This is a genomic window from Glaciibacter sp. 2TAF33, from assembly GCF_052114945.1.
Classification (GTDB): Bacteria; Actinomycetota; Actinomycetes; order Actinomycetales; family Microbacteriaceae; genus Cryobacterium.
The window spans coordinates 254,196-277,811 of the sequence record NZ_JBFRFS010000001.1 but is presented as its reverse complement, the minus strand read 5'-3'; the positions used below and the strand labels follow the sequence as shown (position 1 = coordinate 277,811).

The following is a 23,616-nucleotide window of genomic DNA, read 5'->3' as shown; positions in this document are numbered from 1 at the left end:
CCGGCACCTGAGCAGCCAATCTGGTATATATCCGGCATATATGTCAATATGAATGAAGAAATTCGGCAAAAAAGTAATCCACTTGAAACATATCGGTGAACTTTCGATGCGAGGATGGAACCGTGGAACCAAAACTCACGACTCCGGGCACGAGCGCCCTCCGCGTTCGGGACTTGAACGTCACCTTCACGGGCGGCGGGCGCGAGGTGCGCGCGGTGCAAAACATCGACCTGGACGTTGCGCGTGGGGAGTTCGTGGCCCTCCTCGGCGAGTCGGGGTCGGGCAAGTCCGTCACGGCGAGGGCGGTCATGGGCTTGACCGATGAGCACACCAGGGTGGAGGTGAGCGAACTCGTCGTCGCCGGTGTAGACCTCAAACACCTCGATGACGAGGCCCGTCGGCTGCTCCGCGGCGACCGGATGAGTCTCGTGCTCCAGGACGCGCTCTCGGCCCTCAATCCGGTGATGACCATCGGCAGGCAAATCGGCGAGCTCTTCCGCGTGCATCGTGGAGCCACCGCAAAGCAAGCCAGGGCGAGCGCGATCGAACTGCTCGCACTGGTCGGTATCCCCTCCCCCACGTCGCGGGTCGACGATTACCCGCACCAGTTCTCCGGCGGCATGCGGCAGCGGATCCTCATTGCCATGGCGATCGCCCTCGAGCCGGAGATGCTCATCGCAGACGAGCCGACCACGGCGCTCGACGTCACCGTGCAGGCGCAGATCCTCGATCTCCTCGGGAACCTGCGCGGCCAACTCGGGATGGGCATCCTGCTGATCACCCACGACCTCGGCGTGGTCATGGAGGTGGCCGACCGGCTGGCCGTCATGTACGCGGGCCGTCTCGTGGAGCGTGGTGACACCGATACCGTGCTTAACCGGCCAGCGCACCCGTACACCGAGGCGTTGCTGCGATCCATCCCCCAGGCGGCCGGCCGCGGCGAACGCCTGCTGACGATCCCGGGGTCGCCGCCCAGTCCGGCCCAGACACCGCCGGGATGCCCCTTCAACCCACGCTGCCGCCTGGCGATCGACCTCTGCCGCAGCGTGCGCCCGCCGCTGGTCGAAGTCACCCCCGACCGTGACGCCGCCTGCCACCGATCAGAGGAGTTGCTGAGTGAATCCGCTGCTTGACACCGCCGTCGACCACTCCCCTGTCTCGGATCGCCGCCTCGTTCTTGAGGCGACGGACCTCCGCCGCACCTTCACGAGCGGGTCGCGGTTGCACCCGGTACGCGTCTCGGCGGTCGACGGAGTGAGCCTCGGACTTCACGCCGGCGAGACCCTCGGGGTCGTCGGTGAGTCTGGCTGCGGCAAGTCGACGCTCGCCAGGATGCTCGTGGGACTCGAGCGACCTGATGGCGGGAGCCTCCGCTATCACGGCGTCGACGTCACCCGCGGACGTCGTCGCGACCGCCGAGAACTGCGCCGCGGCGTCCAGATGATCTTCCAGGACCCGTACACCTCGCTTGATCCACGCATGAGCGTCGGCGACATCATCGCGGAACCAATGGCCGCCACTCGCACCGGCAATTCGGCCAGCCGGCGCGAGCGAGTCGCCGAACTGCTCGGCCTCGTCGGGCTCGCCCCCGACATGATGAGCCGGTATCCGCACCAGTTCTCCGGTGGCCAGCGCCAGCGGATCGGGATCGCCCGTGCTCTGGCTCTTGACCCCGAGGTGCTCGTGTGCGATGAGGCCGTGTCAGCGCTCGACGTGTCGGTGCAGGCCCAGGTGGTGAACCTGCTCGGCGACCTCCAGAAAAGATTGGGCGTCGCCATCCTGTTCATCGCCCACGACCTCTCCGTGGTGCACCACATCGCCGACCGAGTGGCAGTCATGTATCTGGGGCGGGTCGCCGAGATCGGCGACACCGACACCATCTACAACGCTCCGTCGCATCCGTACACCCAGGCACTACTCTCGGCCACTCCGGCTCGCACCAGGGCGGACCGTGGGCGCCTGGCACGACGGAGGATCCTCGGCGGGGAACCGCCGTCACCGGTCAACCCGCCCAGTGGCTGCCGGTTCAATCCGCGCTGCTGGATGGCTACGGACGAGTGCCGAACGATTGTGCCCCCATTGCGTATGCTTCCGCGGGCGGATGAGGCCCACGGAAGCCGCCACGTGTCATGCCACCACGCCGAAGAGGCGCTGGTCCAGGCTGTTGTTGAGCGGTCGGGGGTCTAAGACACACCACGACCAGCCGGGCGCCATACGCCAGCTGAACGCGTCGAAAACGGACCGCGGATTGAACCCCGTGGAGCCCGCCCGGCGGTGATGACGGGTCTCGACAAGCTCGACCACCGGTTGTCGAGCCTGTCGAGACACAGAACGGGGCGCCACCTCGAAACGTGACGACCCGTTCGGAAGAAGTTCGCGTTATCGACGAAAACCGAGGCGCTCGATCAGCGAGCGGTAACGGTTGACGTCCACGTCCGACAGGTAGCCGAGCAGACGGTGACGCTGGCCCATCGGCACGAACATGCCGATGTTGGCGATGAACTCGACCCGGCCGTCAGTGACCCAGTCTGCGGCGTCATGCCGGGAGAAGAAAGCGAGCGCACGCAGCAGCCAGCCGTTGTTCGAGTTGTCGAGCGGCTGCCGCCCGAGCGTGAGGTCGACGGTCGCACACGTCGGGGATCAGCCGACGTCGGTGGCGGTGATTCCGTCGGGATGACTGGGGGGCCACTCGACCAATTCGATGCGGTAACCGTCAGGATCCTTCAGCCACGACGTCTGCGGTCCATCGGGGCCGCCGGGGCGTTCCGGGGGCGCCGGTGTGAGGCCGGATTGTGACAACTCCCGGATGATGGAGGCCAGGGAATCCACCTGGACGACGAGGTGGCTGAATCCGGAGCCGACGTCCACCACTCCATCGGCCGGCCGGTAGGCCAACTCAAGTGTGACGACAGCCTCCCCCGGGAACTTGAGCATGGTGAGGGTGGTGCCGCCTCCGATGTCCACGCGGCCGACCTCGACATACCCCAGCGCAGTGTAGAACTCGAGTGAGGTCACGAGATCGGAGACGCGGAACGCGACATGGAGGGTCTTCACGGGACCGACGCCAGACCGGTGATCGATGTCATAGCTTCCGTCCTACCACCCGGTGTGCGGTCACACTATAACGCCGGCACAAACAGAACGGGCCGCCACCTCGAAAGGTGACGACCCGTTTGTAAGAAGTTCGCGTTATCGACGAAGGCCGAGGCGCTCGATCAGCGAGCGGTAGCGGTTGATGTCCACGTCCGACAGGTAACCGAGCAGACGGCGACGCTGACCAACCAGCAGAAGCAGGCCACGACGTGAGTGGTGGTCGTGCTTGTGCTCTTTGAGGTGCTCGGTGAGGTCCTTGATGCGCTGCGTGAGCATCGCGATCTGGACCTCGGGGGATCCGGTGTCACCTGGGTGGGTAGCGTACTCTTCGATGATCGCCTTCTTAGCATTAGCTTCGAGTGCCATAGATGGAATCCCCTTATCTCTCATTGCGCGGTGCCCGGGGCAGGATGCCTGAGCTCTCTTAGTCCGCGGCCGTTGGACGGCAACCTGAAGAGTTTAGCAGACCCAAGGGACGGCACGGCGACCGGCTGATAGTTCTTCCCCTTGACACCTGAGCAATTCTCAGCTATCACGGTAGCGGGGCGGCCGCAGGTGATCGGAAAGGAACCTTCGCATGAGTCAGCAGATAGAACAGCGGCGTCGAGCCGCGGGAAGGTCGTCGATGGTGATTGTCGCGCTGGCGGCACTGGTCGTGCCGCTCTCGCTCGGCACCGGCGCCTTCGCGAGCACCCCCGCCGGCACGCAAACCTTTACCGTGCAGGTCGGGTCTGAATCGCGGGACCAGGCCATCCAAAGCATGGCGTTCCTCCCGTCTGAGGTATTCGTCAATGCCGGCGACACCGTGAGTTGGGCGGCGAATTCGGCCGAGATCCACACCGTGACACTCCTGGCCGCCGGGCAGACATTGGAGTCAACCCAGCCGTTCGACCCGACGAATCCCCTCGAGGCGTTGCCCCAGGGCGGGCCCGTCTATGACGGCAGCTCGTACTACAACTCGGGCGTCATGACGAACGTCACCGACAGCGGGTTCCCGGCTGTCACCCACTACAACCTGACCTTCCCCGCGGCCGGCGACTACACCTACTACTGCCTGGTCCATGGGATGGCAATGAAGGGCGTCGTGCATGTGCGTGCTGCGGGCACGCCGTACCCGTTCACCCAGGCTCAGTACGACCGGCAGTCCCAGGCAACCGAGCGCGCGCTTCTCGTGAAGGGGTACCTGCTGGCCGGGAAGACGATCACCCAGGCCAGCCGGCGCGTCGTGATCGCCGGGGCAGACAACGGCACTGTCATGGTGATGCGGTTCGTCAGTCCGATCACGGTGGTGCGGGTCGGTGAAACCGTGAGGTTCGTCAACAACGGAATGGGCGCGCCGCACACCGTCACGTTCGGGCAGGAAGGCAATCCGTTCGTTCCGATCGGCACGCCGGCCAACTACACCGGCGGGCAGCTCAATTCGGGCATCATGCCGCCGCAGTCGAGCTTCAGCGTCACGTTCAACCGAACCGGAACGTTCAAGTACATCTGCGCCCTGCACGACTACATGGGCATGGTGGGCAAGGTGATCGTCGTCGGATGACGGATGCCGCGCGCCTGTAACGCCGTCAACCGCGGTCGTGCTCGTGCTGGTGCTGGTGCTGGTGCTGGTACTGGTACTGGTGCACGAGTTTCGCAAGGTCCTTCTGCAGCTGGCGGGTTCGCTTGTGCTGCTTACGCGGCGAGTCGTCCTGGTCCCCCGCGTCCATACCGGATGCCCCCGTGTAGACCGGCCACTCCCGGTCGAGCCGGGCGGTGATGGCGCCGGCGATGTCGCCCCAGGCGTCGTCCCTGGCGCGTTCGATGAACCCGGCAAGGTAGTCCGGGTCATCCTCCATCGCACGCAGCCGCTCGGCGACGGTCGTGTGCACGCGGTGCCGTCGCAGCAGGTTGGCGGTATCGCTCTCCCGGTAGTCGTGCTGGTGCTGTCCGACGCCCTGCCGGCCCGTGGCCATCCGGCGTTCCTCCTCGGCCAGGCGCGCTGACTCGTCCGACTCGACCGCTTGTTCCTCGAGCACCGCGCGGGCCGCATCCGTGTAGCGCGCCGCGTCATAGGGCGCGGGATCGGTGAGCGTCCCGATCACGATCTGGTTCTTCAGTGCCATCCGCCCGGCGAACTGGGCGAGCATCATGCCCTCGGAAACCTGGTCCCGAAGGGCCGCCGGTTCCGGGTCGGGGAGCAGGGTGTAGTCGAATGGCTCAGGTGGCGCGGCGTTCCGCTTCTTCCACGTGAACTTCATCTACTGCCCGCCTTCTGCTCCACCTCACACACTACCGAACGCGGGAAAGGACCTCGGGCTCGCAACGGGAGCGGTCAGCCCTCGCGCGCCTTCCGAGTCTCGCGATCGTTGGCTTTCTGGATTGCCTCCACCAGCTCGTCCTTGGACATCGACGAACGCCCCGGAACCTCGAGTCGCCGGGCGATGGAATAAAGGTGCTGCTTGGAGGCATTGGCGTCAACTCCCCCGGCGGTGCCAGCCCCGCGACGCGTGGCGCCGGCATCCGATGGACCCCATTGATCCTTCGCCTCCCAGTGGTCCCCCACCTTCTCGTACTCGTGCTTCAAGGCCGCGAAGGCGGTGCGATGGGCGCGTTCGCCCTCCCCGTAGCTTGTGACCGCAGAATCGTGCGCCTTCGACCACAACGCCTGCGCGTGCTCGGGCGAGCGTTTGATGGTGTCGGGCATTTCCTCTGAGGCGGGCATTGCTCTCCCTGTCGTCTGCAGGATTCACGTGGGTGTCGGTGTGTCGATGGCAACGTTACGCCCGCCGAATCCCGAACGACAGGTGCGATAGTCCTGCCTAGGCGGCCGACGGAAGGATTTCGGCGAGCAGCTTCTGGATCCGCGCCTTGATCTCGTCGCGAATCGGGCGCACGGCCTCGATGCCCTGGCCGGCCGGGTCGTCGAGCTCCCAGTCCTCGTACCGCTTGCCGGGGAAGATCGGGCACACGTCGCCGCATCCCATGGTGATCACCACATCGGACTCCTTCACGGCATCCGTGGTGAGGATCTTGGGAACATTTCCCGCGATGTCGATGCCGTCCTCGGCCATGGCCTGGATCGCAACCGGATTGATCTGGCTCTTCGGCTCGGAGCCGGCGGAGAGTACGTCAACGCCGCCGTCGGACAGAGCGGTAAGGTAGCCCGCGGCCATTTGGGAACGCCCGGCGTTGTGCACGCAGACGAAGAGGACGGTGGGCTTGACGGTCGACGCATTCCCTCTGGTACCGGACATACCCAAAGCATAGACGATGGTCTATCGAAGGGAACCGGGAACGGTGCGGCTCACCGAGCGGTCGGGCTGGAACCCCGGATTTCATCGAGCAGCCCTCGCACCCGGTCGGCGATGTCGTCGCGGACCGCGCGGATACCCTCCACCGGCAGGCCCACCGGATCAGCCAGATCCCAGTCGAGGTAGCGGCGGCCGGGGTAGACCGGGCACGCGTCGCCGCAGCCCATGGTGATCACATAGTCGGCGGCTCGGACCACCTCGTCAGTGAGCGGTTTGGGGTATTCGCCCGCGAGGGGGATGCCGACCTCATCGAGTGCACTGATCACGAGGGGATTCACCAGCGCCGCCGGCTCCGACCCTGCGGTCCGCACTCGTACACTGTCCCCGGCAAGAGAACGGAGGATGGCGGAGGCCATCTGCGATCGGCCCGCGTTCTGCACGCAGACGAAGAGCACTTCGGGGGTGTGCCCGATGATCAGGTTCTCGACGCTGGCGGTGGCACGGAGCCTGTCACCGGCGAACCGGCTGGTGAGAGATGGAAGAAACCGGGGCACCCCCGCGCGCCTGGACAACAAGGCGTAACTCTCGCGCACATAACGCGCGATGGTTTCGGATGAGAACACGCCGCGGAAGCGCACGGCGAGGTCATCGGTGATCCGATCCAGGACCGCGGGCGTCAGCGACTCGGCATCCGTTGGGCCGCCCCCGCGCAGGACTTCGGCGACCTCGGCCTGGCGCGCCGGCGCGACGGAGTACCAGGCCACGCGGCCGTCTGGCCGGCGTTCGAGGAGCCCCTGCTCGACAAGCACGCGCATATGGTGGCTCACCGTCGGCTGACGCAGCCCGACCGCGTCCGCCAGCTGCCCGACCAGTGCACGCCCGCCCGGGCTGCCGACCACCAGACCCAGCAATTGCAGCCGAGTGGGATCCGCCATCGCTTTCAGCGCCCTGGCCATGCCCTCGGCAGCATCACGGTCGACGGACTCCGGCGCGGCGAACGACCCGCCTGCGTCACCACTCGTCGAGGCCATGAGCGTGAGTCGAATCGGAGGCCGATTACAACGATTCGAGGTACGCCCGCACGCCACTGAGGTCGGCGCCCCGGGCACGGTAGCCGATGTACCCGTCGGGTCGCACCAGGAATTGGGCGGTGTCTGCCGGGCGGAGCCCCATCCTCCGGAGCGCCTGCTGCGTGGGGTCGACCCAGACGCCAGGCCCTCCGGCGGAACTGAGCCGGATGACCTGGACCAGGGCCGGCCGGGGGCCGCCAAGCTCCACGTGTTCGGGCCACTCCCCGGCGGGCCCGCAGCACAGCAGACAGAATCCGCTCGGCAGCGATCGGTGGAGTGTGGTGGCGTGACCGTTGACGGTTATCGCGGAGTCGGGAAGACGATCACCGGCGCGCGCCCGACGTCCCAGTCGAGGCCGCCCCTCAACGGACAGCGGACTCTTCCGGTATCCGATGCCCAGCTGGGAGACGACGAGGAAACCGATCCGCCGAAGCAGGCGGATCCGCAGGGCCATCGGAACCACCACCGCCGCCGCCCGCGGTCTGAACCATCGGAACAGCGGGTTTCGAGACGTCGCCACGCGGAAGGCCCGGTCTGTCATCCGAAGGACCGAGCGGGCCACCGGCAGGCGTTCAGACTGGTAGCTGTCGAGGACCGTCTCACCAGCGAGGCCCTGGCACACCAGTGCGAGTTTCCACCCGAGGTTGACGGCATCCTGAATGCCGGTATTCATCCCCTGCGCGCCGGCCGGACTGTGGATATGCGCGGCATCCCCGGCGAGGAAGACGGGTCCGGCACGGAAGCTCTCGGCCCGCCGGCTGTGCACGGTGAAGTTGGTGAGCCACACCGGATCCCGCAGCACGACGGGATCGGTGGTGTACCGGCCGACGATGGCCTGCACCGCTTCGAGGGTCGGCGCTTCCGTCGCCGCGGTCGGTGAGGCCATGACCAGCATCCGCCAGGTAGCCGGCGAACCGAGCGGAAAGAAGAACATCATTCCGTCGGCGGCCAGGTACACATGCACCCGCCCGGTTTCCAGGGCGTCGGCCTCGAGGTCCGCGATGACGAAGCTTTGGGGAAATGCGGTGCCCGGGAAGCGGATGCCGCTGCTGTGACGGACCGCGCTGTGCGCCCCGTCGCAGCCGACCACGTACCGCGACCGGATCACAACTTCGCCCGCGGCCGTGTCCAGTGTCGATGTCACGGCGCCGGCGTCGTGGGCAAGAGTGCGGAACTCGACGCCCCGTTCGACCGGCGTGCCGGCCTGGGCAAGCCGATCGGCCAGGATCCGCTCCGTTTTGGCCTGCGACAGGAACAGGAGGTAGGGGAAGGAGGTTTCGTCGAACCCCTCGTCGAAGAGTGGGATCTCGGCCGTGCTGTTCGCAAAGTGCATCAGGAGAACGGTCGCCGCGTCACCCTGGGCGGCAAGCTCAGCTCCCAGGCCGAGAGGGGTCAGGACCTCGAGGGTGCGTGCCTGGATGGCCAGCGCCCGTGACTCGTGCACCGCGTCCGTCGCCCGGTCGACAATGCGAAAGCCAACACCGAGAGCACGCAATTGGGCCGCCAGGGCGAGACCGGTCGGCCCGGCACCGACGATCAGAACGTCCACGGTCGACTCGTCGAGACCCGCCATGCACCCACCCTAGACCGGCCTCATCGGCAGCAGCCCGACGCGCCGTCTCCGCCGGTCGAGCAGACCCCGGTGGCGGGGAGAACGAGCTGCACCCGACGCGCCGCCGCGGCGTTCCCGGCAAGTTCGTCGGCGATGGATCGCACCTGTTCGTACCCGGTTGCCAGCAGAAACGTGGGAGCGCGACCGTAGCTCTTCATGCCGGCGCTGAAGAAGTTCCGTTCCGGGTGGGCGAGTTCGGCGACTCCGTGGGGCGGGACGGTACCGCAGCTATGGAGGTTCGGGTCGATCAAAGGGGCGAGGGTGGCGGGTGCCTCGACGATGTCGTCGAGCCCGAGTCGGATCTCGCGCAGCATGTCGAGGTCGGGGCGGAATCCGGTGGCGTTCACAACGACGTCCGCCCGCACATGCGCGAGGCCGCCCCGTCGGTTTCCGATGATGTCGACGCCGTCACGATCGCGTTCCAGGGCGACGATCTCGAATTCGTCGACCCGGGTGATGGCACCGGCGTCGACGAGTTCCCGCACCGTCAGACCGATCGACGCCCGCGCCTGCAGCTCGTCGTCTGTGGAACCCAGGACGCGGACGGCCGCCGGGTTGCGGATGATCCACGTGACGCTCGTGCCCGGTTCCTCCCGCGCCAGACGCGCGAGGTTGATGAGGGTGTTGGCGGCGGAGTGACCGGCGCCGACGACCGCCGTGTGCTTTCCGGCGAATCGTTCGCGGTCGACTCCGAGCACGTCGGGCAGTGCGTGACTGATATGGTCCGCGACTGTCTCGAAACCGATCGGGTCGAGGCCGTTTGAGGCCAGGCCGTTCGGGTTCAGGTAGGTGCCAGACGCATCGATGACGGCGGCCGCGGGCAGGTCTGTCACGCTCCCGTCGGCGGCGCGCAGCCGGAGGACGAAGGGCCGGGAACCGCGGCCGGCCGTGCGGGTTCGGTCCATTCCCTGCCGACTGACCGCGATCACGGTGGTCCCGGCGTGGGTCCGGGTCGCGATGGCCTCAAGGGCCGCCAGCGGCGCGAGATACCGTTCGATCAACTCGCTGCCCGTCGGGAGGGTCGTGTCGTCGGGCGACGCCCAACCCGTCGCGGCCAGGAGCCGCTGGGCTGCGGGGTCCACGAGGTGCTTCCACGGCGAAAACAACCGGGTATGTCCCCAGGCCGCCACGCTGCTGGCGATGGTGACTCCCGCCTCGAGGAGGACGAAGTCGATTCCGCGCTCATGGAGCTGGGACGCGGCGGCGAGACCGATCGGCCCCGCCCCGATGATCGCCACCGGCAATGGGCCGGAAAAAGGGCTGCGGATCGCGGGTGCGGTGAGGTCGATGAGCGTCAATGCCGTGTTCTCCTTAAATATCGATGAGTGTCGATGAACAGAGTATGGTGATTACATCGACAACTGTCAATATTCAATTAGGCTGGGAGCATGTCCGCTCCCACGCTCCTTCCGCTGACCGATGTGACGGGCTGCTGCGCTCCGCTGACCCGGCATCCGCTCGATGCAGCGCAGGCCGTGGACCTCTCTCACAGGTTGAAGGCCATCGCGGATCCCGCCCGGCTCCGGCTGCTCTCGATCGTGGCCGCCTCCGAGGGCCAGGAAGCCTGTGTGTGCGACCTGACGGAGCCGATCGGGCTCAGCCAGCCGACCGTGTCACACCATTTGAAAGTGCTCACCGACGCGGGCTTCCTCAGCCGGTCGAAGCGAGGCACCTGGGCGTACTACGCGCTGGTGCCCGGGGCACTGGACTCCCTCGCCTCCGTGCTGGTCACGGCGTGACGTGCACCCCCCATCACGCCGCGCGCTGATCGGCGCCTGGGCACAGGTCGGTGTGCTGCAGTTCTTTCTCGCGGAGACGATCGCCATCGCCGCCTGGGCCGGTTCGGCGCCGTACAGCCGTCGGCTGAACTACATCAGCGACCTCGGCGCCCTGCACTGCGGCGTCTACAACGGACGAGACGTGTGCTCGCCCCTGCACCTGGTCATGAACCTGTCGTTCGTTCTCCACGGCGTCGGGATGCTCGTGGGAGCGATCCTGGTGGGCACTGTCGTCTTACGGGTTGCGGCGAAACCGGTGTCGAGTGCCGCCGGTGCGCATCCGTTGTGGGTCATTCTCAGTCGCGTTCTCATCGCGCTCTCGGGGATCGGCATCATGGCCGTCGGGCTGGTGCCGGAGGACCTGCGTTCGCCGGTGCACTTCATCGGCGCCCTGCTGTTCTTCGTCGCCGGCGGCCTCTCACTGCTGGCTATCGCGTGGAGCTGGCGCACGGTGAGTCGAGTCAGCTGGGCCGCCTTCGCCTGCGGCGCAGTGTCCCTGACGGCGACGGTGATATTCCAGTTCGGCTCCGGCTTTGAGCCCGGCACGGTGGAGCGGTTCATGGCATATCCGATCACGATCGGCCTGGCGATCGTCGGCCTCGCCGTGGCCCGCGGGGTGCGGCGCGCTCGCACCCCGCGGACGTCGGTTCAGCGCGCCGGTATCGAGGCAAGCAACTCGTCGAGGCGCTCGTAGCCCTCCGTCAGCCCGTCCCCCATGCCCATGGCGACGATGCCGTCCCGGTCTTCAACCGACTGGTAGACCGAGCGACTGGAGACGCGGGTGCGCCCGCCCAGGTCCTCGAAGTTGGCGGCGTCCAGGCTGATGTGACCGGGGTACCCGTCGAACTCGAAGGTCTGAACGATGCTCCGCTCCGGGTCCACGGTGTGGAAGACGCCGCGGAAGCCGAAGCCATTTCCCTCGGCGTCGCGGTGGGTGTATGAGTACGCCCCGCCGGTACGGGCGTCATATTCGTGCAGCTCCATCTTCAGGTCGCGCGGGCCGAGCCACTGGGAAACCAGGTCCGGATCGGTGTAGGCACGGAAGACGTCCGCGACGGGAGCGTCGAACTCTCGCACGATATCGACGAACGGCACGCCAGGCTGAGCGGTGAGCGTGACGGGGTTATGGGTGGTCATTTCTCTCCTGCTTTCATGGTTTCGAGCACGGCGTCGAGGCGGCGGAATTGTCGTTCGGCGACGAGCCGGTAGGTGTCGATCCATGCGGTGAGGGCTTCGAGCGCGGCCGGGTCGAGATGGCAGGGCCGTCGCTGGCCGTCGCGGGTCCGGGTGATGAGCCCGGCCGCCTCCAGCACCTGGATGTGCTTGGAGACGCCCTGCTTGGTCATGGCGAACGGCTCGGCGAGTTCGTTCACGGTGGCCGGACCGCGCGACAGCCGCGCCACCAGCTGCCGACGGACAGGGTCCGCCAGGGCCAGAAACGCGCGGTCGAGCCGTGCGTCCTGGTCTGGCGTCTCGCGCATAATCAACCTTTTTGTTTATCAACCTTTTGGTTGGTTACATCAGGATACGAACCCTTCGGCTCGGCGTCAAGGGGCGGCAGCGATCCCGACGACAGAAACGTCGTCAGAAGATGCGCACGGCCACCTCGGCCGGCGCGGCCAGCAGCCGCTCGATTTCGTCGTCGAGCTTGACGAGGGTGAGCGAGGCGCCCGCCATGTCGAGCGACGTGCAGTATTCGCCCACGTAGCTGCGACCGACGGTGATGCCGCGCTCGGCCAGCTGCTGGTGGGCGCGCCCGTAGAGAATATACAGCTCACTGATCGGAGTGCCGCCGAGTCCGTTGATCATCAGGGCCACCCGGTCCCCCGACTGGTAGGGCAGGTCGCTCACCACGGATTCAAGCAGTTCGTCGACGATCTCATCGGCGCTGGCGAGCTTGGCACGGCGCCGCCCCGGTTCGCCGTGGATGCCGACGCCCATCTCCATCTCGTCGTCGCCGAGCTCGAACAACGGCGACCCTTTCGCCGGCGGGGTGCAGGACGTCAGCGCCATGCCCATGGTGCGGGTGACGCCGTTGACCTTCTCGCCGATGCGGATGACCTCGTCGAGGTCGGCCCCCTCTTCCGCGGCCGCGCCGACTGCTTTCATGACGAAGAAGTTGCCGGCGACGCCTCGGCGGCCGACCGTGTAGGTGGAGTCCTTCACCGCAACATCGTCGTCGATGAAGAGTGTCTTGACCTTGACCCCGTCAGCTTCGCTGAGCTCCTGGGCCATTTCGAAGGCCATCTTGTCCCCGGTGTAGTTGTTCACCAGGAGCAGCACCCCCTTGGGCGACGCGACCAGTTTGGTGGTCTCGTAGACGTAGTCCATGGGCGGAGCAGCGAACACGTCCCCCGGACAGGCGGCGTCCAGCATGCCCCTTCCGACGACCATCACGTGGGCCGGTTCATGACCGGACCCGGAGCCCTGCACGATGGAGACCTTGTCGGGGTTCGGGGCGTCGGAGCGCATGATCAAGTTGTATGCGGGCACGTATTTCAGGCTGTCGGGATTCGCGAGGGCGATTCCGGTGAGCATCTCGGGAACGTACTGCTTCGGGTCGTTGACGAACTTTTTCATTTTCTTCAGCTCCATTGCCTTCGGTTCGGGTTGCGAGGAGTCTCTTTCAGGTGCGTGCCGACCATGCGGCGCTGAGGCGTTCAAGGATGACGGCCACGGCGACCGCCCCCGGGTCTGGTGAGCCGATGCTGCGCTCACCGGTGTAGCTGGCGCGACCGCGCTTGGCGATCATGCTCGTTGTGGCGTCTGCCCTGTCCCGGGCGACCACGGCCATCCGCTTGACGGCGGTGGCGGCGTCCGCGCCGTTGCCGACCTCTTCGGCGAGGGCGTCGATCGCCGGCACGATCGCGTCGAGCAGCGTCTTGTCGCCGAGGTCGGCGTTTCCCCTCTTCATGATCCCCTCCGCGGCGGCCCGTAGCATGGCAACGGCGTCCTCGCCGGTGACCCGCTCCTTGTCCCGGATCGCCGTGGATGCCCGCAGGAACGCGGTGCCCCAGATCGGCCCGGAGGTTCCTCCGATCCGGCCGGAGATGACCATTGCCACCTTCTGCAGGAACGTGGACGGGCTGCTGCGGTCGAAATCGTCCCAGTCCTGCAGCACGATCTCGAAACCGCGGGCGAGGGAATAACCGAAGTCGCCGTCGCCGACGACCGCGTCCAGGTCGCCGAACTCCTTCTCGTTGTCCACCGCGGTCTGCGCGATGCTGTGCACGACGAATTCGAGGTCGGCCAGGCTGGACTCGGTCATCGGTTCTCCTCCGTATCGGCTCGCGTGGCGCTGGCCGGGCGGCCGGGCAACGGCCGGGCGAGGATCGCGTTCAAGTCGTCGAGGCGCACGAAGCCAGGCACCGGCAGCGACAGTGGGTTCGAGAGCACCGTGACCGGCGACTCCCCCGGGTCGCCCAGGGATGACACCACCAGCGAAGCGCCGCCGAAGTCCTCCTCGGCGGTGTAACTGCTCACGGTCACCAGCGTGCGGAGGCCCGCGGCGAGCGCCGCCCGCAGCCCGTTCTCGCTGTCCTCGATCACGATCGCGTCGCCGGCGTCGCGGCCCAGCTCCCGCAGGGCGTGCAGGTAGATATCGGGCGCCGGCTTCTTCTTCGGCACGATGTCCCCCGCGAACACACTGAACTGCTGCGCGAGTTCGTCGCCCACGGCATGCTCGAGAACGGCGCGAACGGATGCCTCCGCCGACGTCGACGCGACGGCCAGCGTCCAGCCCGCCGCCGCAGCATCCGTTGCAATCCGCAGGATTCCGGGCCGCGCGGGCATCACCCCGGCCGCCACTTCCTCGGTATAGATCTGGGTCTTGCGCCGGTGCCACTCTGCGACGCTCTCAGACCACGCGTCCGGGTCGTCCGGAAGCCCGATTTCTGCCGCCAGTTCGGCGGTGAGTATGCTCGCCATCCTCTCCTTGCCGCCGCCGATCTTCACTTTCTCGGCATAGTCGGCGTCGCTCCAGTGCACCGGAACGGCGAACTCGCGGAAGGTCTGGTTGAACGCGGGCAGGTGCCCGTCGCGTTCGGTGTCAGCCAGCACCCCGTCACAGTCGAAGATGAGCGCCGGCATCGGTCAGGCCTTTCCCGCGCTGCCGAACTGCTCGGCCAGGGCGCGCGTCATGGCGACGATGTCGCTCCGCACCTGCGTGAACAGCGATGGCGGATCCCACTTGTCCCTAACCTCCGCGTCTTTCAGGAAGGCAAGGTTCGACTTCATGTAGGTGATCTTGAGTGCGGTGGAGATGTTCACCTTGGCGCAGCCCCTGGCGATCAGGTCGGCGAACTGGGCATCGGTCAGGCCGCTGCCGCCGTGCAGCGCGATCGGGATCGGATGCGCGTCGACGATGTCGGTCACCCGCTGGAAGTCCAGCACCGGCTCGCGCTTGTACACGCCGTGGGCGTTGCCGATCGCCGGTGCGAACACGTCGACGCCGGTGGCCTCGATGAACCGCAGCGACACCTCGAGGGTCTGCCTTGCCGCCTCCTCGTGCGAGCCGAGGCCGTCTTCGACCCCGGTGATCGCTTCGATCTCGCCCTCGACATGCGCCCCGAACTGCCTCGCCTGGGCGACCACCTCGATGGTCTGCCGCTGGTTCTCCTCCACCGGAAGAACGGATGCGTCGAACAGGACCGAATTCCAACCGCGTTCCAGGCACTCGGTGATCACGTCGCGGTCAGGGCAGTGGTCGAGGTGCAGCGCGACCGGTACGTCGATTCCCGCGGTCATCGACTCCCACATCGCGAACAACACCTTCGACCCGATCGACTTCACGGTCTTCACCGAGGTCTGCACGATCACCGGCGAGCGCGCCTCGACGGCGCCGGCCAGTACGGCCTCGAGTGTCAGGTCGTTGACGATGTTGATCGCCGGCACACCGTAGCGTTCCGCGAAGGCACGGTCGACGATGTCTTTGAGAGTGGAAACAGCCACGGTGCTCACCTCCCCATTCAGGGGTCATCCTAGGGGCAAGGCGTCACCGTCGACAATGGGTCAGCGTTCGAAGATGAGCAGGGTGGACGTGGCCGTGGCGTACACCCGACCCGCTGCATCCGTCAGAGTCGCCTGGGCGAATGCGGCGCGGCGACCGAACGAGACCAGCGTCGCTTCGGCCCGCATCAGCCCGGTCCCCGACGTGATCGCCCGGTGGTACGACACCTTGAGCTCGAGTGTGGTGTAGCCCTGGGTGGCGCCGAGCCGGGAATGCGCCGCGCACCCGCAGGCGCTGTCGAGCAGGGTGGCCGCGTACCCGCCGTGCACCGAACCGATCGGGTTGTAGGCGTGCGGACCGGGCGTGCCCTCGAAGACCGCACGCCCGGCATCCGCTTCGACGAGGGTGAAGTCGAGGGACTCGGCAATGCCCGGGCGCCGCCCCGACGCGATGAGGGCGCGGAGCTGCTCCAGACCGGCCAGACCAGGGCCGACCTCGTCGATGAGCGAGGTCATCGTTCAGCCCCGGGCAGTCGGGCGCCCACCTGCTCGAGCACTGACTCTCGGCCGGCGTACACGCCGTCTGCGCGCGGCCAGTGGCTGATCACATCGGTGAAGCCCAGTTCGGCCGCACGCCCGACCGCGTCATCGAATGCGTCGATGCTCTGCAACGAGTACGAGCCGCCGCTGTCGAGTGAGAGATAGCGATCGATCGAGGCCGGCTCGCGCCCCGAAGCGGATGCCGCGTCGTCCAGCCGGCCGGCCAGCGAACGGACCGCGCTCCACCATTCTTCGCCGACTGCGCCGTCCTTCCCCGTGGTCACCCAGCCTGCCCCGAACTCGGTGACGAGGCGGAGGCCCTTCGGACCGTTCGCCGCGATGACGAAGGGCACCCGCGGCTGTTGCACCGGCTTCCCCACCATCCGGGCGCCGGCCGCGCTGAACCAGGAGCCGGTGAAGCTGATGCCGTTGCTGAGGGCGGGTTCGCCGGCTTCGCCCGGCGGTTCATGGCGGAGGAGCACGTCGAGTCCGGCCACGAACTCGGCGAAGCGCTCGTGGCGCTGCGCCGGAGAGTACTCAGCGTGGCCCAGCACGAACGCGTCGAAGCCGGTACCGCCGGACCCGATGCCCAACAGGAAGCGGCCGTTCGCGATGTCGTCGACGGTCGCGACCTCCTTGGCGAACGGCACCGGATGCCGGAAGTTCGGTGTGGAGACGAAGGTTCCGAGCCCGATCCGCGAGGTGACCATCGCCGCGGCGGTCAGCGTGGGCACCGTCGCGTGCCAGGGCTGGTCGGCGAGGGTTCGCCAGGACAAGTGGTCATAGGTCCAGGCATGATCGAAGCCGAGTTCCTCGGCCGATCGCCATCGGCGGCTGGCTTCAGGCCACGAGTCCTGCGGAAGAATGGTGATCCCGTATCTCATGGGCTGATGTTACGCCCGGGCCGATCGGGACCGCCGTCGCAGGCCGGCGACGAGGGGGTGCTTCGTCCCTGGGCGCAACCCGAATGCGCGTCAGGGACGAAGCCGGGTTTCGGTGTCTCCTTCGTCTCCCTAGAAGGCAGAGGAGGCATCGCGCCCGCGGCTGAAACGCTCTGTGAGCGCCGCCGTATACAAATCATACGCGAAAATGTCACCCGCAGGTCTACCCCTGGACGGGGGACACGCCCTGTTCAACCCGCCAATGTCTACTCCGATGTCAGTGCCCGGTGGCAGACTCTGGATATGGCAGGCACAACGAACACCGACGTCCGCTCCTCCGCCGACGCATTCCCATGCTGCGGGATCGTTCCGCCCTACATCCTGGTGCGTCTCGCGCGCCTGGATGATCCCCGGTTCGCCGCCGCGGCGGAGGCCGCCCGGCACTCGCTGCTCCGCGACACGCCCATCCGTGGCCTGCGCGAGTCAGCGCATCCGTCGCCGGACCGCCCCTCGGCCAGGGCGAAGAAGGCCGCCGCACCCGGAACTCCCGAGCGGAGCATCTCCGATGCCGGTGGCACCGAAACCGTGCCCGGTCGCCTGGTCCGCGCCGAGGGCAAACCTCCGGTCGCCGACCCTGCCGTCAACGAGGCGTACGACGGCCTCGGCGACACTTATGACCTGTTCTGGGCTGAATTCGAACGTGATTCGATCGACGGGCGGGGCATGCCGATGGACGCCACCGTGCACTACGGGAAGACCTACGACAACGCGTTCTGGGACAGCGCACGGATGGTCTTCGGTGACGGCGACGGGCAGATCTTCAACCGGTTCACGATCTCGCTCACCGTGATCGGACACGAGCTGACCCACGGCGTCACCCAGTTCACCGCGAACCTCACCTACCAGGGCCAGTCCGGCGCGCTCAACGAGTCCGTCTCCGATGTCTTCGGCTCGCTCGTGGAACAACGGGCGAAGGGCCAGAGCACGGCCGAGGCGAGCTGGCTGATCGGCGAAGGGCTGTTCACCGACCAGGTGCAGGGCGCCGCGCTCCGCTCGCTGAAGGCGCCGGGAACGGCGTACAACGACGACGTTCTCGGGAAGGACCCGCAACCGGACAGCATGTCCGGATATGTGGAGACCGAGGATGACAATGGCGGCGTGCACCTGAACTCCGGCATCCCGAACCGCGCCTTCTACCTGGTGGCCGACGCGCTCGGGGGCAATGCGTGGGACGCACCGGGCCGTATCTGGTACCAGACCCTCACCGGTGGGTCCCTGGCCGCAGACGTGGACTTCGCCGGGTTCGCCGATGCCACGGCGGCTTCCGCGGCGAGCCTGTTCGGCACGGGTTCCGCCGAACACACGGCAGTCACGAAGGCATGGGCCACGGTCGGCGTCACGGGCGGTGTCGCCAGCGAGGCTGCCACGGGGTAGCATCACGACATGAAGGTCATCGTCTCGCGGAGCGGTGGCATCGCCGGAATCCGCATCACCTGGGAAGTCCAGGTCGATGAGCAGCCCGACGCGTTCCAGTGGATGCAGTTCCTCCAGCAGCTGCCGTGGGATGACGTCGGCGACACCGAGCCGAAGCCGGATCGCTTCGTCTACCGCATCCGCTGCGCGCCGCACGAGGTGGTACTCGGCGAACCAGAGGTGTCCGGACCCTGGCGCGAACTGGTCGACCGGGTGAAAGCGGTCAATGAGGGCCGCTAGCGCTGCCGCGCCGCAGGCCTGACCCGGATCAGCCGAGGAGCTGCTCCGCCAGGAGTTCGATCGCGCGGACCCGGCCGGGCGCACTGGGTGGTGCGTCGGTCGTGTGCGCGGAGGCGCCGGGAACCACCATCACCTCGTCGACGTCGACGGCGTCGGCGAGGGCGCGAATGCGGGACGCCGCATCCGCTGGGGTGCCGATGACCCAGCGCTCGATCATGCCGCGAACCAGCTGGTCCTGCGCGGGAGTGAGCTCGGTCGCCGCCGCTTCCTCGACCGTTGCCAGCGGCAGCATGGGTTGCCCGGTGCGGAGCCTGGCCATGCTGTGGAGTTGCGGAAGCGCCAGGGCGTGCGCCTCCTCGGCGGTCTCCGCGACCGATACGTTGAGCGTGAGGAACGTGCGCGGGGCGGGGCCGGCGTCGGACGGTTTGAAATTCGTGCGGTACCGCTCGAGCGCGTGGTTGGTGCTGTCGCCGGAGAAATGGTGGGCGAAGACATAGGGCAGGCCGAGTTTCGCGGCCAAATTCGCCGAGTAGTCGCTCGAACCCAGCAGCCACAGTTCAGCCGTGCTGGCAGCGCGCGGGGTGGCGTGCAGCCCGTACTCCTGGCCGGAGGTGAGTCGCAGTGCGGCACCGTCGGGGTGCAGCAGCGCTGCAATGTCCTGCACGTTGTTCGGGAAGGCGTCGACCTCGCTGACGGCCCCGCTGGACCGCAGGAAAGAGGTGATCACCGGGTCGCTGCCCGGTGCCCGGCCGATCCCGAGGTCGATGCGGCCGGGGAACGCGGCTTCAAGGATCGCGAACTGCTCGGCGACCACGAGCGGCGAGTGGTTGGGGAGCATCACGCCGCCTGACCCGACACGGATCCGGCCGGTGCTCGCCGCGAGGATTCCGATCAGCACCGGCGGGTTCGTCGACGCCACCGACGCCATGTTGTGGTGCTCGGCCACCCAGTAGCGCCGGTAGCCGAGCTCGTCCGCCCGCTTCGCCAGGGCAACGGATGCCGCGACCGCGTCTGCCGACGTCTGGTTGCTGCGGACGGGAATGAGGTCGAGCACGGAAAGGGCGAGTGGCGTAGTCATCCCTGGGGGCAACGGCGATCCGCGCGGGGGTATTCCGTCCAACCGGGAATAGGCGGACGTATCCATGCGTTTGCATCTATATCGTGGCGTGATTGTCACGATCGCGTTTCACCGCGTTACCGCAGGCATCAAGAAGAGGAACTCTATGACGTACAAGGTCGGGTATTTCGTTGGCAGCCAGGCAGCCAACTCCATCAACCGCAAGCTGGCCAAGGCGCTCGTGCGCGTCGCCCCGGGCAACCTCGAGCTCATCGAGATCGGGTACTCGGAGCTGCCGGCATACGACTACGAGCTCGATGGGGCATACCCCGCTGTCGCCCAGGCGCTCAAGAACGACATCGCCGCCATCGACGCCGTACTCTTCGTCACCCCCGAGTACAACCGCTCGATCCCGGGTGCGTTGAAGAACGCAATCGACTGGGCGAGTCGCCCCTGGGGAACCAACTCCTTCAACGAAAAGCCTGCCGCGACGATCGGAACCTCCCCCGGCGGCCTGTCCTCGGCCGTGGGACAGCAACACCTGAAGAACATCCTCGACTTCCTCAACGCGCCGTCGATGGGGCAGCCGGAGGGCTACATCCAGTTCTCCGAGGGCCTGATCACCGACGATGGCGAAGTGACGAACGAAGGAACCGCCGAGTTCCTCACCAGCTTCATGGCGGCCTTCGCCGCACACATCGAGCGCAACCTGGGCGCGGCAGCCGCGTAGGCATACCCGGCGCAGCCTTCATCCGGACACCCCGGCAGCAGTGTGCTGCCGGGGTGTTCCGTGTTCCGAAGGCTGGCCCTCACGGCGGCGAAGTGGGACCATGATGGATGGACTACGACGCGAACGCGATTGAAATCCTCAATGAGGAGCAATGCTGGGAGCTGCTGCTCTCCGCCAGTCTGGGCCGGATCGCGGTGAGCGTCGGCGGGAGACCGGACATCTTCCCGGTGAACTTCGTCGCCGTCGATCGCCGGCTGGTCTTCCGCACCGCTGAGGGTACGAAGCTGCTTGAGCTCACGGTCAACAGCAACGTGGCCGTGGAGACCGACGGCGTGGGGCGCGACGAGGCGTGGAGCGTCGTGGCGAAAGGAACCGCACGCATCCTCGAGAAACGGTCGGAGATCGACGCCGCCGACGAGCTTCCGCTGCGCCCTTTGATCCCGACACTCAAGTACATCTACGTCGAGGTCACCCCCCAGGAGGTCAGCGGCCGGCGCTTCCCCCTCGGGCCGGAACCAAGCCGGTACTAGTCTTCGTCAGTGCTCAGTTGCGGTGCGGGTGCGGGCGCCGCCGAGTGTTCGATGAGTGCCAGGAGCGCCATGGCGTACGCGTCAGCAGGGTCATTCGCGCAGAAGTAGTCGTCGAGCCCGGCGATCTCCGCATCGACCCGGTAGCCGGCCCCTTCCCGCCAGAGCCCGCGGAACGTGCCGCGCAGCAGCTCGCGGAGCTGGTCCTCCCGGGGCAACCAGAGCGCATCCTCCAGGGCGAGGGAGTCGAGCGCCCATTCCGTGGTGCCATTGAAGCCGAGGATGGTGCCGGTGTCGAATTCGTGCGGCTCAATGGTCATGTCGCTGACCGTGAACAGGTCGCCCTCCAGGTCAGGGCGGTCGATTCGGAAGAAGTCACCCGAGACCGGCTTCCAGCGGAGGCCGGCGGTCTGCAGCGCACGAGCCAGTTCGGTGGAGATCATCACTCATTATCCCCACCTGCGGCCGTGATGGAACAGGGGCCGCGGGATTCGCGAGGTGACGCCACCGCGCACGACGGCGTGGCCAGGAACACGGGGAGCCGGTCCCGGGCCACGCCGCGGGTGGTGCGGGTGCGAGTCGCGCGTTAGCTCACGCCGAGCAGGTCGATCACGAAGATGAGCGTCTTGCCGGAAAGGCGGTGGCCGGACCCGGCCGGGCCGTACGCCTGGTGCGGCGGCACGACGAGCTTGCGGCGACCGCCGACCTTCATTCCGGGAATGCCGACCTGCCAGCCGGCGATCAGGGAGCCGAGCGGGAAGTTGATCGACTGGCCGCGGTTCCATGAGGAGTCGAATTCCTCGCCGGTGTCGTACTCGACCCCGAGGTAGTGCACGTCAACCGTCGCGCCCTTGGTTGCCTCAGCGCCGTCGCCCACGACGATGTCGGTGATTTCCAGGTCCTCGGGCGCGGGGCCCTCGGGAAAATCGAGTTCTGGCTTTGCATTCAGATCAGTCATCCCCCTATCCAACCGGAATAAGTGCTCGAGTGCACATTCAGGAATCCTCTTGCACTATCAGCGTCCGCGGTGCAGTCTTAATGACAGATGAACTCGTTGACCCGCGGAGAGTTGTAGACAGTGTCACACCACCGGGCAACGAGTTCTCCTTGTGTCCGGCGCCGGCATCCAGCGGATGTGCCGGTCAGCCGTGCCCGTTCAGCCCAGTACGGCGGCGCGGTCCGCGAGAACGCGTCCGAGCAGCGCCGATTCATCGGCGCGGCTGACCTGGCGCGCTGACCCGTTGACCAGGCGGTTCCGCGCGAAGGCGAGGCGGGTGGCATCCGTGATGAACCGGCGCATCGCCGCCCGTGTGGCTGGCGGCTGCTTGGCCGCCCACGCCCGCGCCTGACGCCGACCTGCCGGGGTGGCGAGCATGGCGACTTCGGCCGGTGTGAACCAGCCCGCTGCGGCATAGTCGCCGAGGCGCTGGCCGGTGACCCGCACTTCCTGGCGGCGGAGCAGGACCACCACCACGATCGCGGCGATGAACAGTGGCACCTGCACCAGCAGGTAGTAGGCGATCAGCGACGTGTCGGCGGCGAACAGCGTGAACGCCCCGTTCCACAGCGCGTGCAGCAGGACCGCGGGCACCAGGCCGGCCAGGTAGTAGCCGATCGCCCCGATCGGGCCGGTGCGCCCGGCGGCGAGTCCCAGGGCGAGGCCGGTGCAGGCCGTGAACATCACGTGGGCGAACGGCGAGAACAGGCCGCGGACCACGAATGTCAGTCCCAGCGAGCCGAAACCGCCCTCGGCCAGCGCCACCCCGAAGTACTGGATGTTCTCCGTGAACGCGAAGCCGGCCGCGATGGTGGCGGCGAACACGACTCCGTCGACCGGGCCGTCGAAATGCTTGCGCATGCCCCAGAACAACAGCAGGATGCCGAAGCCCTTCGCGCTCTCCTCGACGATCGGCGCCTGCACGACGGCGGCGAGGAAGTCATTCCTGCCTGCGCCATCCTGGCCGGGTGCGCCCCCGGTGGCGGCGAGAATAGCCAGTTGCACGCCCAGGTCGAAGAGCAGGGCGGTCACGATGGCGACGCCGGCACCCCAAAGGAACGCGAACCAGAGTGCGGGGCGCGGCTCCGGGTCCCACCGGTCGATCCAGCGCACCGCCCACAGCACGGCGGCCAACGGGATCAGGGCGAACGCGAGGCTCAACAGCAGGCCGCCGGTTCCGAGGAACGACGCCAGGTACACGAACACCACCAGCAGGGCGATACCCCCGATGAGGATCCCGGCGATCGCGAGCACGATCGGGCCGGCGCGGGACTGTCGCACCTCCCCGGTCCAGACCGGTTGTACCGGATGGGGCGCGGGGTGCAGATAGTGCCCGCCGTTGTCACTCATGCTCACAGGTTACCCACCCTCCCTCCCCCCTCCGCGAAAACGCACTTGTTGGGGTTATCCGAGCCTCATAAACCCAACAAGTGCGTTT

The 23,616-nt window shown here is 67.1% G+C and carries 29 protein-coding genes and 1 pseudogene; 9 read left to right on the top strand and 21 right to left on the bottom strand.

What is annotated here, in order from left to right; all coding sequences use genetic code 11:
* Positions 1 to 122: 122 nt before the first annotated feature.
* Together AB4Y94_RS01405 and AB4Y94_RS01400 are read left to right on the top strand one after the other, a co-directional pair.
* Positions 123 to 1,133, top strand: coding sequence for an ABC transporter ATP-binding protein (locus tag AB4Y94_RS01405; RefSeq protein ID WP_441724010.1), 1,011 nt, complete (start codon positions 123 to 125; stop codon positions 1,131 to 1,133).
* Positions 1,117 to 2,187 (top strand): ABC transporter ATP-binding protein, encoded by a 1,071-nt coding sequence (locus AB4Y94_RS01400; protein ID WP_441724008.1) that lies wholly within the window; start codon positions 1,117 to 1,119, stop codon positions 2,185 to 2,187. The genes AB4Y94_RS01405 and AB4Y94_RS01400 overlap by 17 nt, the downstream gene beginning before the upstream one ends.
* 192 nt (positions 2,188 to 2,379) lie before the next feature.
* Here the strand turns inward: AB4Y94_RS01400 and rpsO (AB4Y94_RS01395) are convergent.
* From rpsO (AB4Y94_RS01395) to rpsO (AB4Y94_RS01385), 3 genes and pseudogenes are all read right to left on the bottom strand, one after another.
* A pseudogene (gene rpsO / locus AB4Y94_RS01395) lies at positions 2,380 to 2,472 on the bottom strand (30S ribosomal protein S15); the annotation flags it as partial.
* Between the two features lie 168 nt (positions 2,473 to 2,640).
* Complete coding sequence (locus AB4Y94_RS01390; RefSeq protein WP_441724006.1) at positions 2,641 to 3,054, bottom strand: VOC family protein; 414 nt, start codon at positions 3,052 to 3,054, stop codon at positions 2,641 to 2,643.
* A gap of 135 nt (positions 3,055 to 3,189) precedes the next feature.
* On the bottom strand, positions 3,190 to 3,459 hold the full coding sequence (gene rpsO, locus AB4Y94_RS01385; RefSeq protein ID WP_441724004.1) for a 30S ribosomal protein S15: 270 nt from the start codon (positions 3,457 to 3,459) through the stop codon (positions 3,190 to 3,192).
* Positions 3,460 to 3,670: 211 nt separating this feature from the next.
* Here rpsO (AB4Y94_RS01385) and AB4Y94_RS01380 point away from each other — a divergent pair, with 211 nt between their 5' ends.
* Positions 3,671 to 4,636 (top strand): plastocyanin/azurin family copper-binding protein, encoded by a 966-nt coding sequence (locus tag AB4Y94_RS01380; RefSeq protein WP_441724002.1) that lies wholly within the window; start codon positions 3,671 to 3,673, stop codon positions 4,634 to 4,636.
* Between the two features lie 25 nt (positions 4,637 to 4,661).
* On the opposite strand, the gene AB4Y94_RS01375 is transcribed toward AB4Y94_RS01380, so the two are convergent.
* From AB4Y94_RS01375 to AB4Y94_RS01350, 6 genes are all read right to left on the bottom strand, one after another.
* Entirely contained in the window at positions 4,662 to 5,333 is a 672-nt protein-coding gene (locus AB4Y94_RS01375; RefSeq protein WP_441724000.1) for a hypothetical protein, read from the bottom strand.
* Positions 5,334 to 5,407: 74 nt separating this feature from the next.
* A complete protein-coding gene (locus tag AB4Y94_RS01370) occupies positions 5,408 to 5,797 on the bottom strand; it encodes a ChaB family protein (RefSeq protein ID WP_441723998.1) in 390 nt (129 codons plus the stop codon).
* 97 nt (positions 5,798 to 5,894) lie between these two features.
* A complete protein-coding gene (locus AB4Y94_RS01365) occupies positions 5,895 to 6,329 on the bottom strand; it encodes an arsenate reductase ArsC (RefSeq protein ID WP_441723996.1) in 435 nt (144 codons plus the stop codon).
* A 50-nt stretch (positions 6,330 to 6,379) separates the two neighbouring features.
* The gene (locus tag AB4Y94_RS01360; protein WP_441723994.1) at positions 6,380 to 7,357 is read right to left on the bottom strand and encodes a metalloregulator ArsR/SmtB family transcription factor; all 978 of its coding nucleotides are present in this window, start codon (positions 7,355 to 7,357) and stop codon (positions 6,380 to 6,382) included.
* Positions 7,358 to 7,382: 25 nt separating this feature from the next.
* Complete coding sequence (locus tag AB4Y94_RS01355; protein WP_441723993.1) at positions 7,383 to 8,969, bottom strand: FAD-dependent monooxygenase; 1,587 nt, start codon at positions 8,967 to 8,969, stop codon at positions 7,383 to 7,385.
* Positions 8,970 to 8,989: 20 nt separating this feature from the next.
* The gene (locus AB4Y94_RS01350; protein ID WP_441723991.1) at positions 8,990 to 10,306 is read right to left on the bottom strand and encodes an FAD-dependent oxidoreductase; all 1,317 of its coding nucleotides are present in this window, start codon (positions 10,304 to 10,306) and stop codon (positions 8,990 to 8,992) included.
* A 90-nt stretch (positions 10,307 to 10,396) separates the two neighbouring features.
* Between AB4Y94_RS01350 and AB4Y94_RS01345 the strand changes: the two genes are divergently transcribed.
* Positions 10,397 to 10,747, top strand: a complete 351-nt coding sequence (locus AB4Y94_RS01345; RefSeq protein ID WP_441723989.1) for a metalloregulator ArsR/SmtB family transcription factor — start codon at positions 10,397 to 10,399, stop codon at positions 10,745 to 10,747.
* Between the two features lies 1 nt (position 10,748).
* Positions 10,749 to 11,480 carry a DUF998 domain-containing protein gene (locus tag AB4Y94_RS01340; protein WP_441723987.1) on the top strand — a complete coding sequence of 244 codons (732 nt, stop codon included), beginning with the start codon at positions 10,749 to 10,751 and terminating at the stop codon, positions 11,478 to 11,480.
* Here the strand turns inward: AB4Y94_RS01340 and AB4Y94_RS01335 are convergent.
* From AB4Y94_RS01335 to AB4Y94_RS01300, 8 genes are all read right to left on the bottom strand, one after another.
* A complete protein-coding gene (locus tag AB4Y94_RS01335; RefSeq protein ID WP_441723985.1) occupies positions 11,435 to 11,923 on the bottom strand; it encodes an SRPBCC family protein in 489 nt (162 codons plus the stop codon). The two genes, AB4Y94_RS01340 and AB4Y94_RS01335, sit on opposite strands and share 46 nt — an antisense overlap.
* Positions 11,920 to 12,267 carry an ArsR/SmtB family transcription factor gene (locus AB4Y94_RS01330; protein ID WP_441723983.1) on the bottom strand — a complete coding sequence of 116 codons (348 nt, stop codon included), beginning with the start codon at positions 12,265 to 12,267 and terminating at the stop codon, positions 11,920 to 11,922. Before AB4Y94_RS01330 ends, AB4Y94_RS01335 begins: the two co-directional genes overlap by 4 nt.
* Positions 12,268 to 12,370: 103 nt before the next feature.
* Positions 12,371 to 13,366 carry a dihydroxyacetone kinase subunit DhaK gene (gene dhaK / locus AB4Y94_RS01325; RefSeq protein WP_441723981.1) on the bottom strand — a complete coding sequence of 332 codons (996 nt, stop codon included), beginning with the start codon at positions 13,364 to 13,366 and terminating at the stop codon, positions 12,371 to 12,373.
* Between the two features lie 46 nt (positions 13,367 to 13,412).
* Complete coding sequence (gene dhaL, locus AB4Y94_RS01320) at positions 13,413 to 14,054, bottom strand: dihydroxyacetone kinase subunit DhaL (RefSeq protein WP_441723979.1); 642 nt, start codon at positions 14,052 to 14,054, stop codon at positions 13,413 to 13,415.
* On the bottom strand, positions 14,051 to 14,875 hold the full coding sequence (locus AB4Y94_RS01315) for an HAD-IA family hydrolase (RefSeq protein ID WP_441723977.1): 825 nt from the start codon (positions 14,873 to 14,875) through the stop codon (positions 14,051 to 14,053). Before AB4Y94_RS01315 ends, dhaL begins: the two co-directional genes overlap by 4 nt.
* Positions 14,876 to 14,878: 3 nt before the next feature.
* Positions 14,879 to 15,736: a class II fructose-bisphosphate aldolase gene (locus tag AB4Y94_RS01310; RefSeq protein WP_441723975.1), complete on the bottom strand. Its 858-nt coding sequence runs from the start codon at positions 15,734 to 15,736 to the stop codon at positions 14,879 to 14,881.
* A gap of 60 nt (positions 15,737 to 15,796) precedes the next feature.
* Positions 15,797 to 16,249, bottom strand: coding sequence for a PaaI family thioesterase (locus AB4Y94_RS01305; RefSeq protein WP_441723973.1), 453 nt, complete (start codon positions 16,247 to 16,249; stop codon positions 15,797 to 15,799).
* A complete protein-coding gene (locus AB4Y94_RS01300) occupies positions 16,246 to 17,157 on the bottom strand; it encodes an LLM class flavin-dependent oxidoreductase (protein WP_441723971.1) in 912 nt (303 codons plus the stop codon). Before AB4Y94_RS01300 ends, AB4Y94_RS01305 begins: the two co-directional genes overlap by 4 nt.
* A gap of 300 nt (positions 17,158 to 17,457) precedes the next feature.
* Between AB4Y94_RS01300 and AB4Y94_RS01295 the strand changes: the two genes are divergently transcribed.
* The gene (locus AB4Y94_RS01295; protein WP_441723969.1) at positions 17,458 to 18,588 is read left to right on the top strand and encodes a M4 family metallopeptidase; all 1,131 of its coding nucleotides are present in this window, start codon (positions 17,458 to 17,460) and stop codon (positions 18,586 to 18,588) included.
* Positions 18,589 to 18,597: 9 nt separating this feature from the next.
* Positions 18,598 to 18,867 carry a protealysin inhibitor emfourin gene (locus AB4Y94_RS01290; RefSeq protein WP_441723967.1) on the top strand — a complete coding sequence of 90 codons (270 nt, stop codon included), beginning with the start codon at positions 18,598 to 18,600 and terminating at the stop codon, positions 18,865 to 18,867.
* A gap of 28 nt (positions 18,868 to 18,895) precedes the next feature.
* On the opposite strand, the gene AB4Y94_RS01285 is transcribed toward AB4Y94_RS01290, so the two are convergent.
* Positions 18,896 to 19,945 carry an LLM class flavin-dependent oxidoreductase gene (locus AB4Y94_RS01285; RefSeq protein WP_441723965.1) on the bottom strand — a complete coding sequence of 350 codons (1,050 nt, stop codon included), beginning with the start codon at positions 19,943 to 19,945 and terminating at the stop codon, positions 18,896 to 18,898.
* A gap of 145 nt (positions 19,946 to 20,090) precedes the next feature.
* On the opposite strand from AB4Y94_RS01285, the gene AB4Y94_RS01280 reads away from it, so the two are divergent.
* Both AB4Y94_RS01280 and AB4Y94_RS01275 read left to right on the top strand, forming a co-directional pair.
* Positions 20,091 to 20,654 (top strand): NADPH-dependent FMN reductase, encoded by a 564-nt coding sequence (locus AB4Y94_RS01280; protein ID WP_441723963.1) that lies wholly within the window; start codon positions 20,091 to 20,093, stop codon positions 20,652 to 20,654.
* A gap of 107 nt (positions 20,655 to 20,761) precedes the next feature.
* Complete coding sequence (locus AB4Y94_RS01275) at positions 20,762 to 21,184, top strand: pyridoxamine 5'-phosphate oxidase family protein (RefSeq protein WP_441723961.1); 423 nt, start codon at positions 20,762 to 20,764, stop codon at positions 21,182 to 21,184.
* Here the strand turns inward: AB4Y94_RS01275 and AB4Y94_RS01270 are convergent.
* From AB4Y94_RS01270 to AB4Y94_RS01260, 3 genes are all read right to left on the bottom strand, one after another.
* Positions 21,181 to 21,624 (bottom strand): hypothetical protein, encoded by a 444-nt coding sequence (locus tag AB4Y94_RS01270; RefSeq protein ID WP_441724089.1) that lies wholly within the window; start codon positions 21,622 to 21,624, stop codon positions 21,181 to 21,183. The genes AB4Y94_RS01275 and AB4Y94_RS01270 overlap by 4 nt on opposite strands.
* A gap of 143 nt (positions 21,625 to 21,767) precedes the next feature.
* Entirely contained in the window at positions 21,768 to 22,139 is a 372-nt protein-coding gene (locus tag AB4Y94_RS01265) for an FKBP-type peptidyl-prolyl cis-trans isomerase (RefSeq protein WP_441723959.1), read from the bottom strand.
* 198 nt (positions 22,140 to 22,337) lie between these two features.
* Positions 22,338 to 23,528 carry a PrsW family intramembrane metalloprotease gene (locus AB4Y94_RS01260; protein WP_441723957.1) on the bottom strand — a complete coding sequence of 397 codons (1,191 nt, stop codon included), beginning with the start codon at positions 23,526 to 23,528 and terminating at the stop codon, positions 22,338 to 22,340.
* Positions 23,529 to 23,616 lie beyond the last annotated feature (88 nt).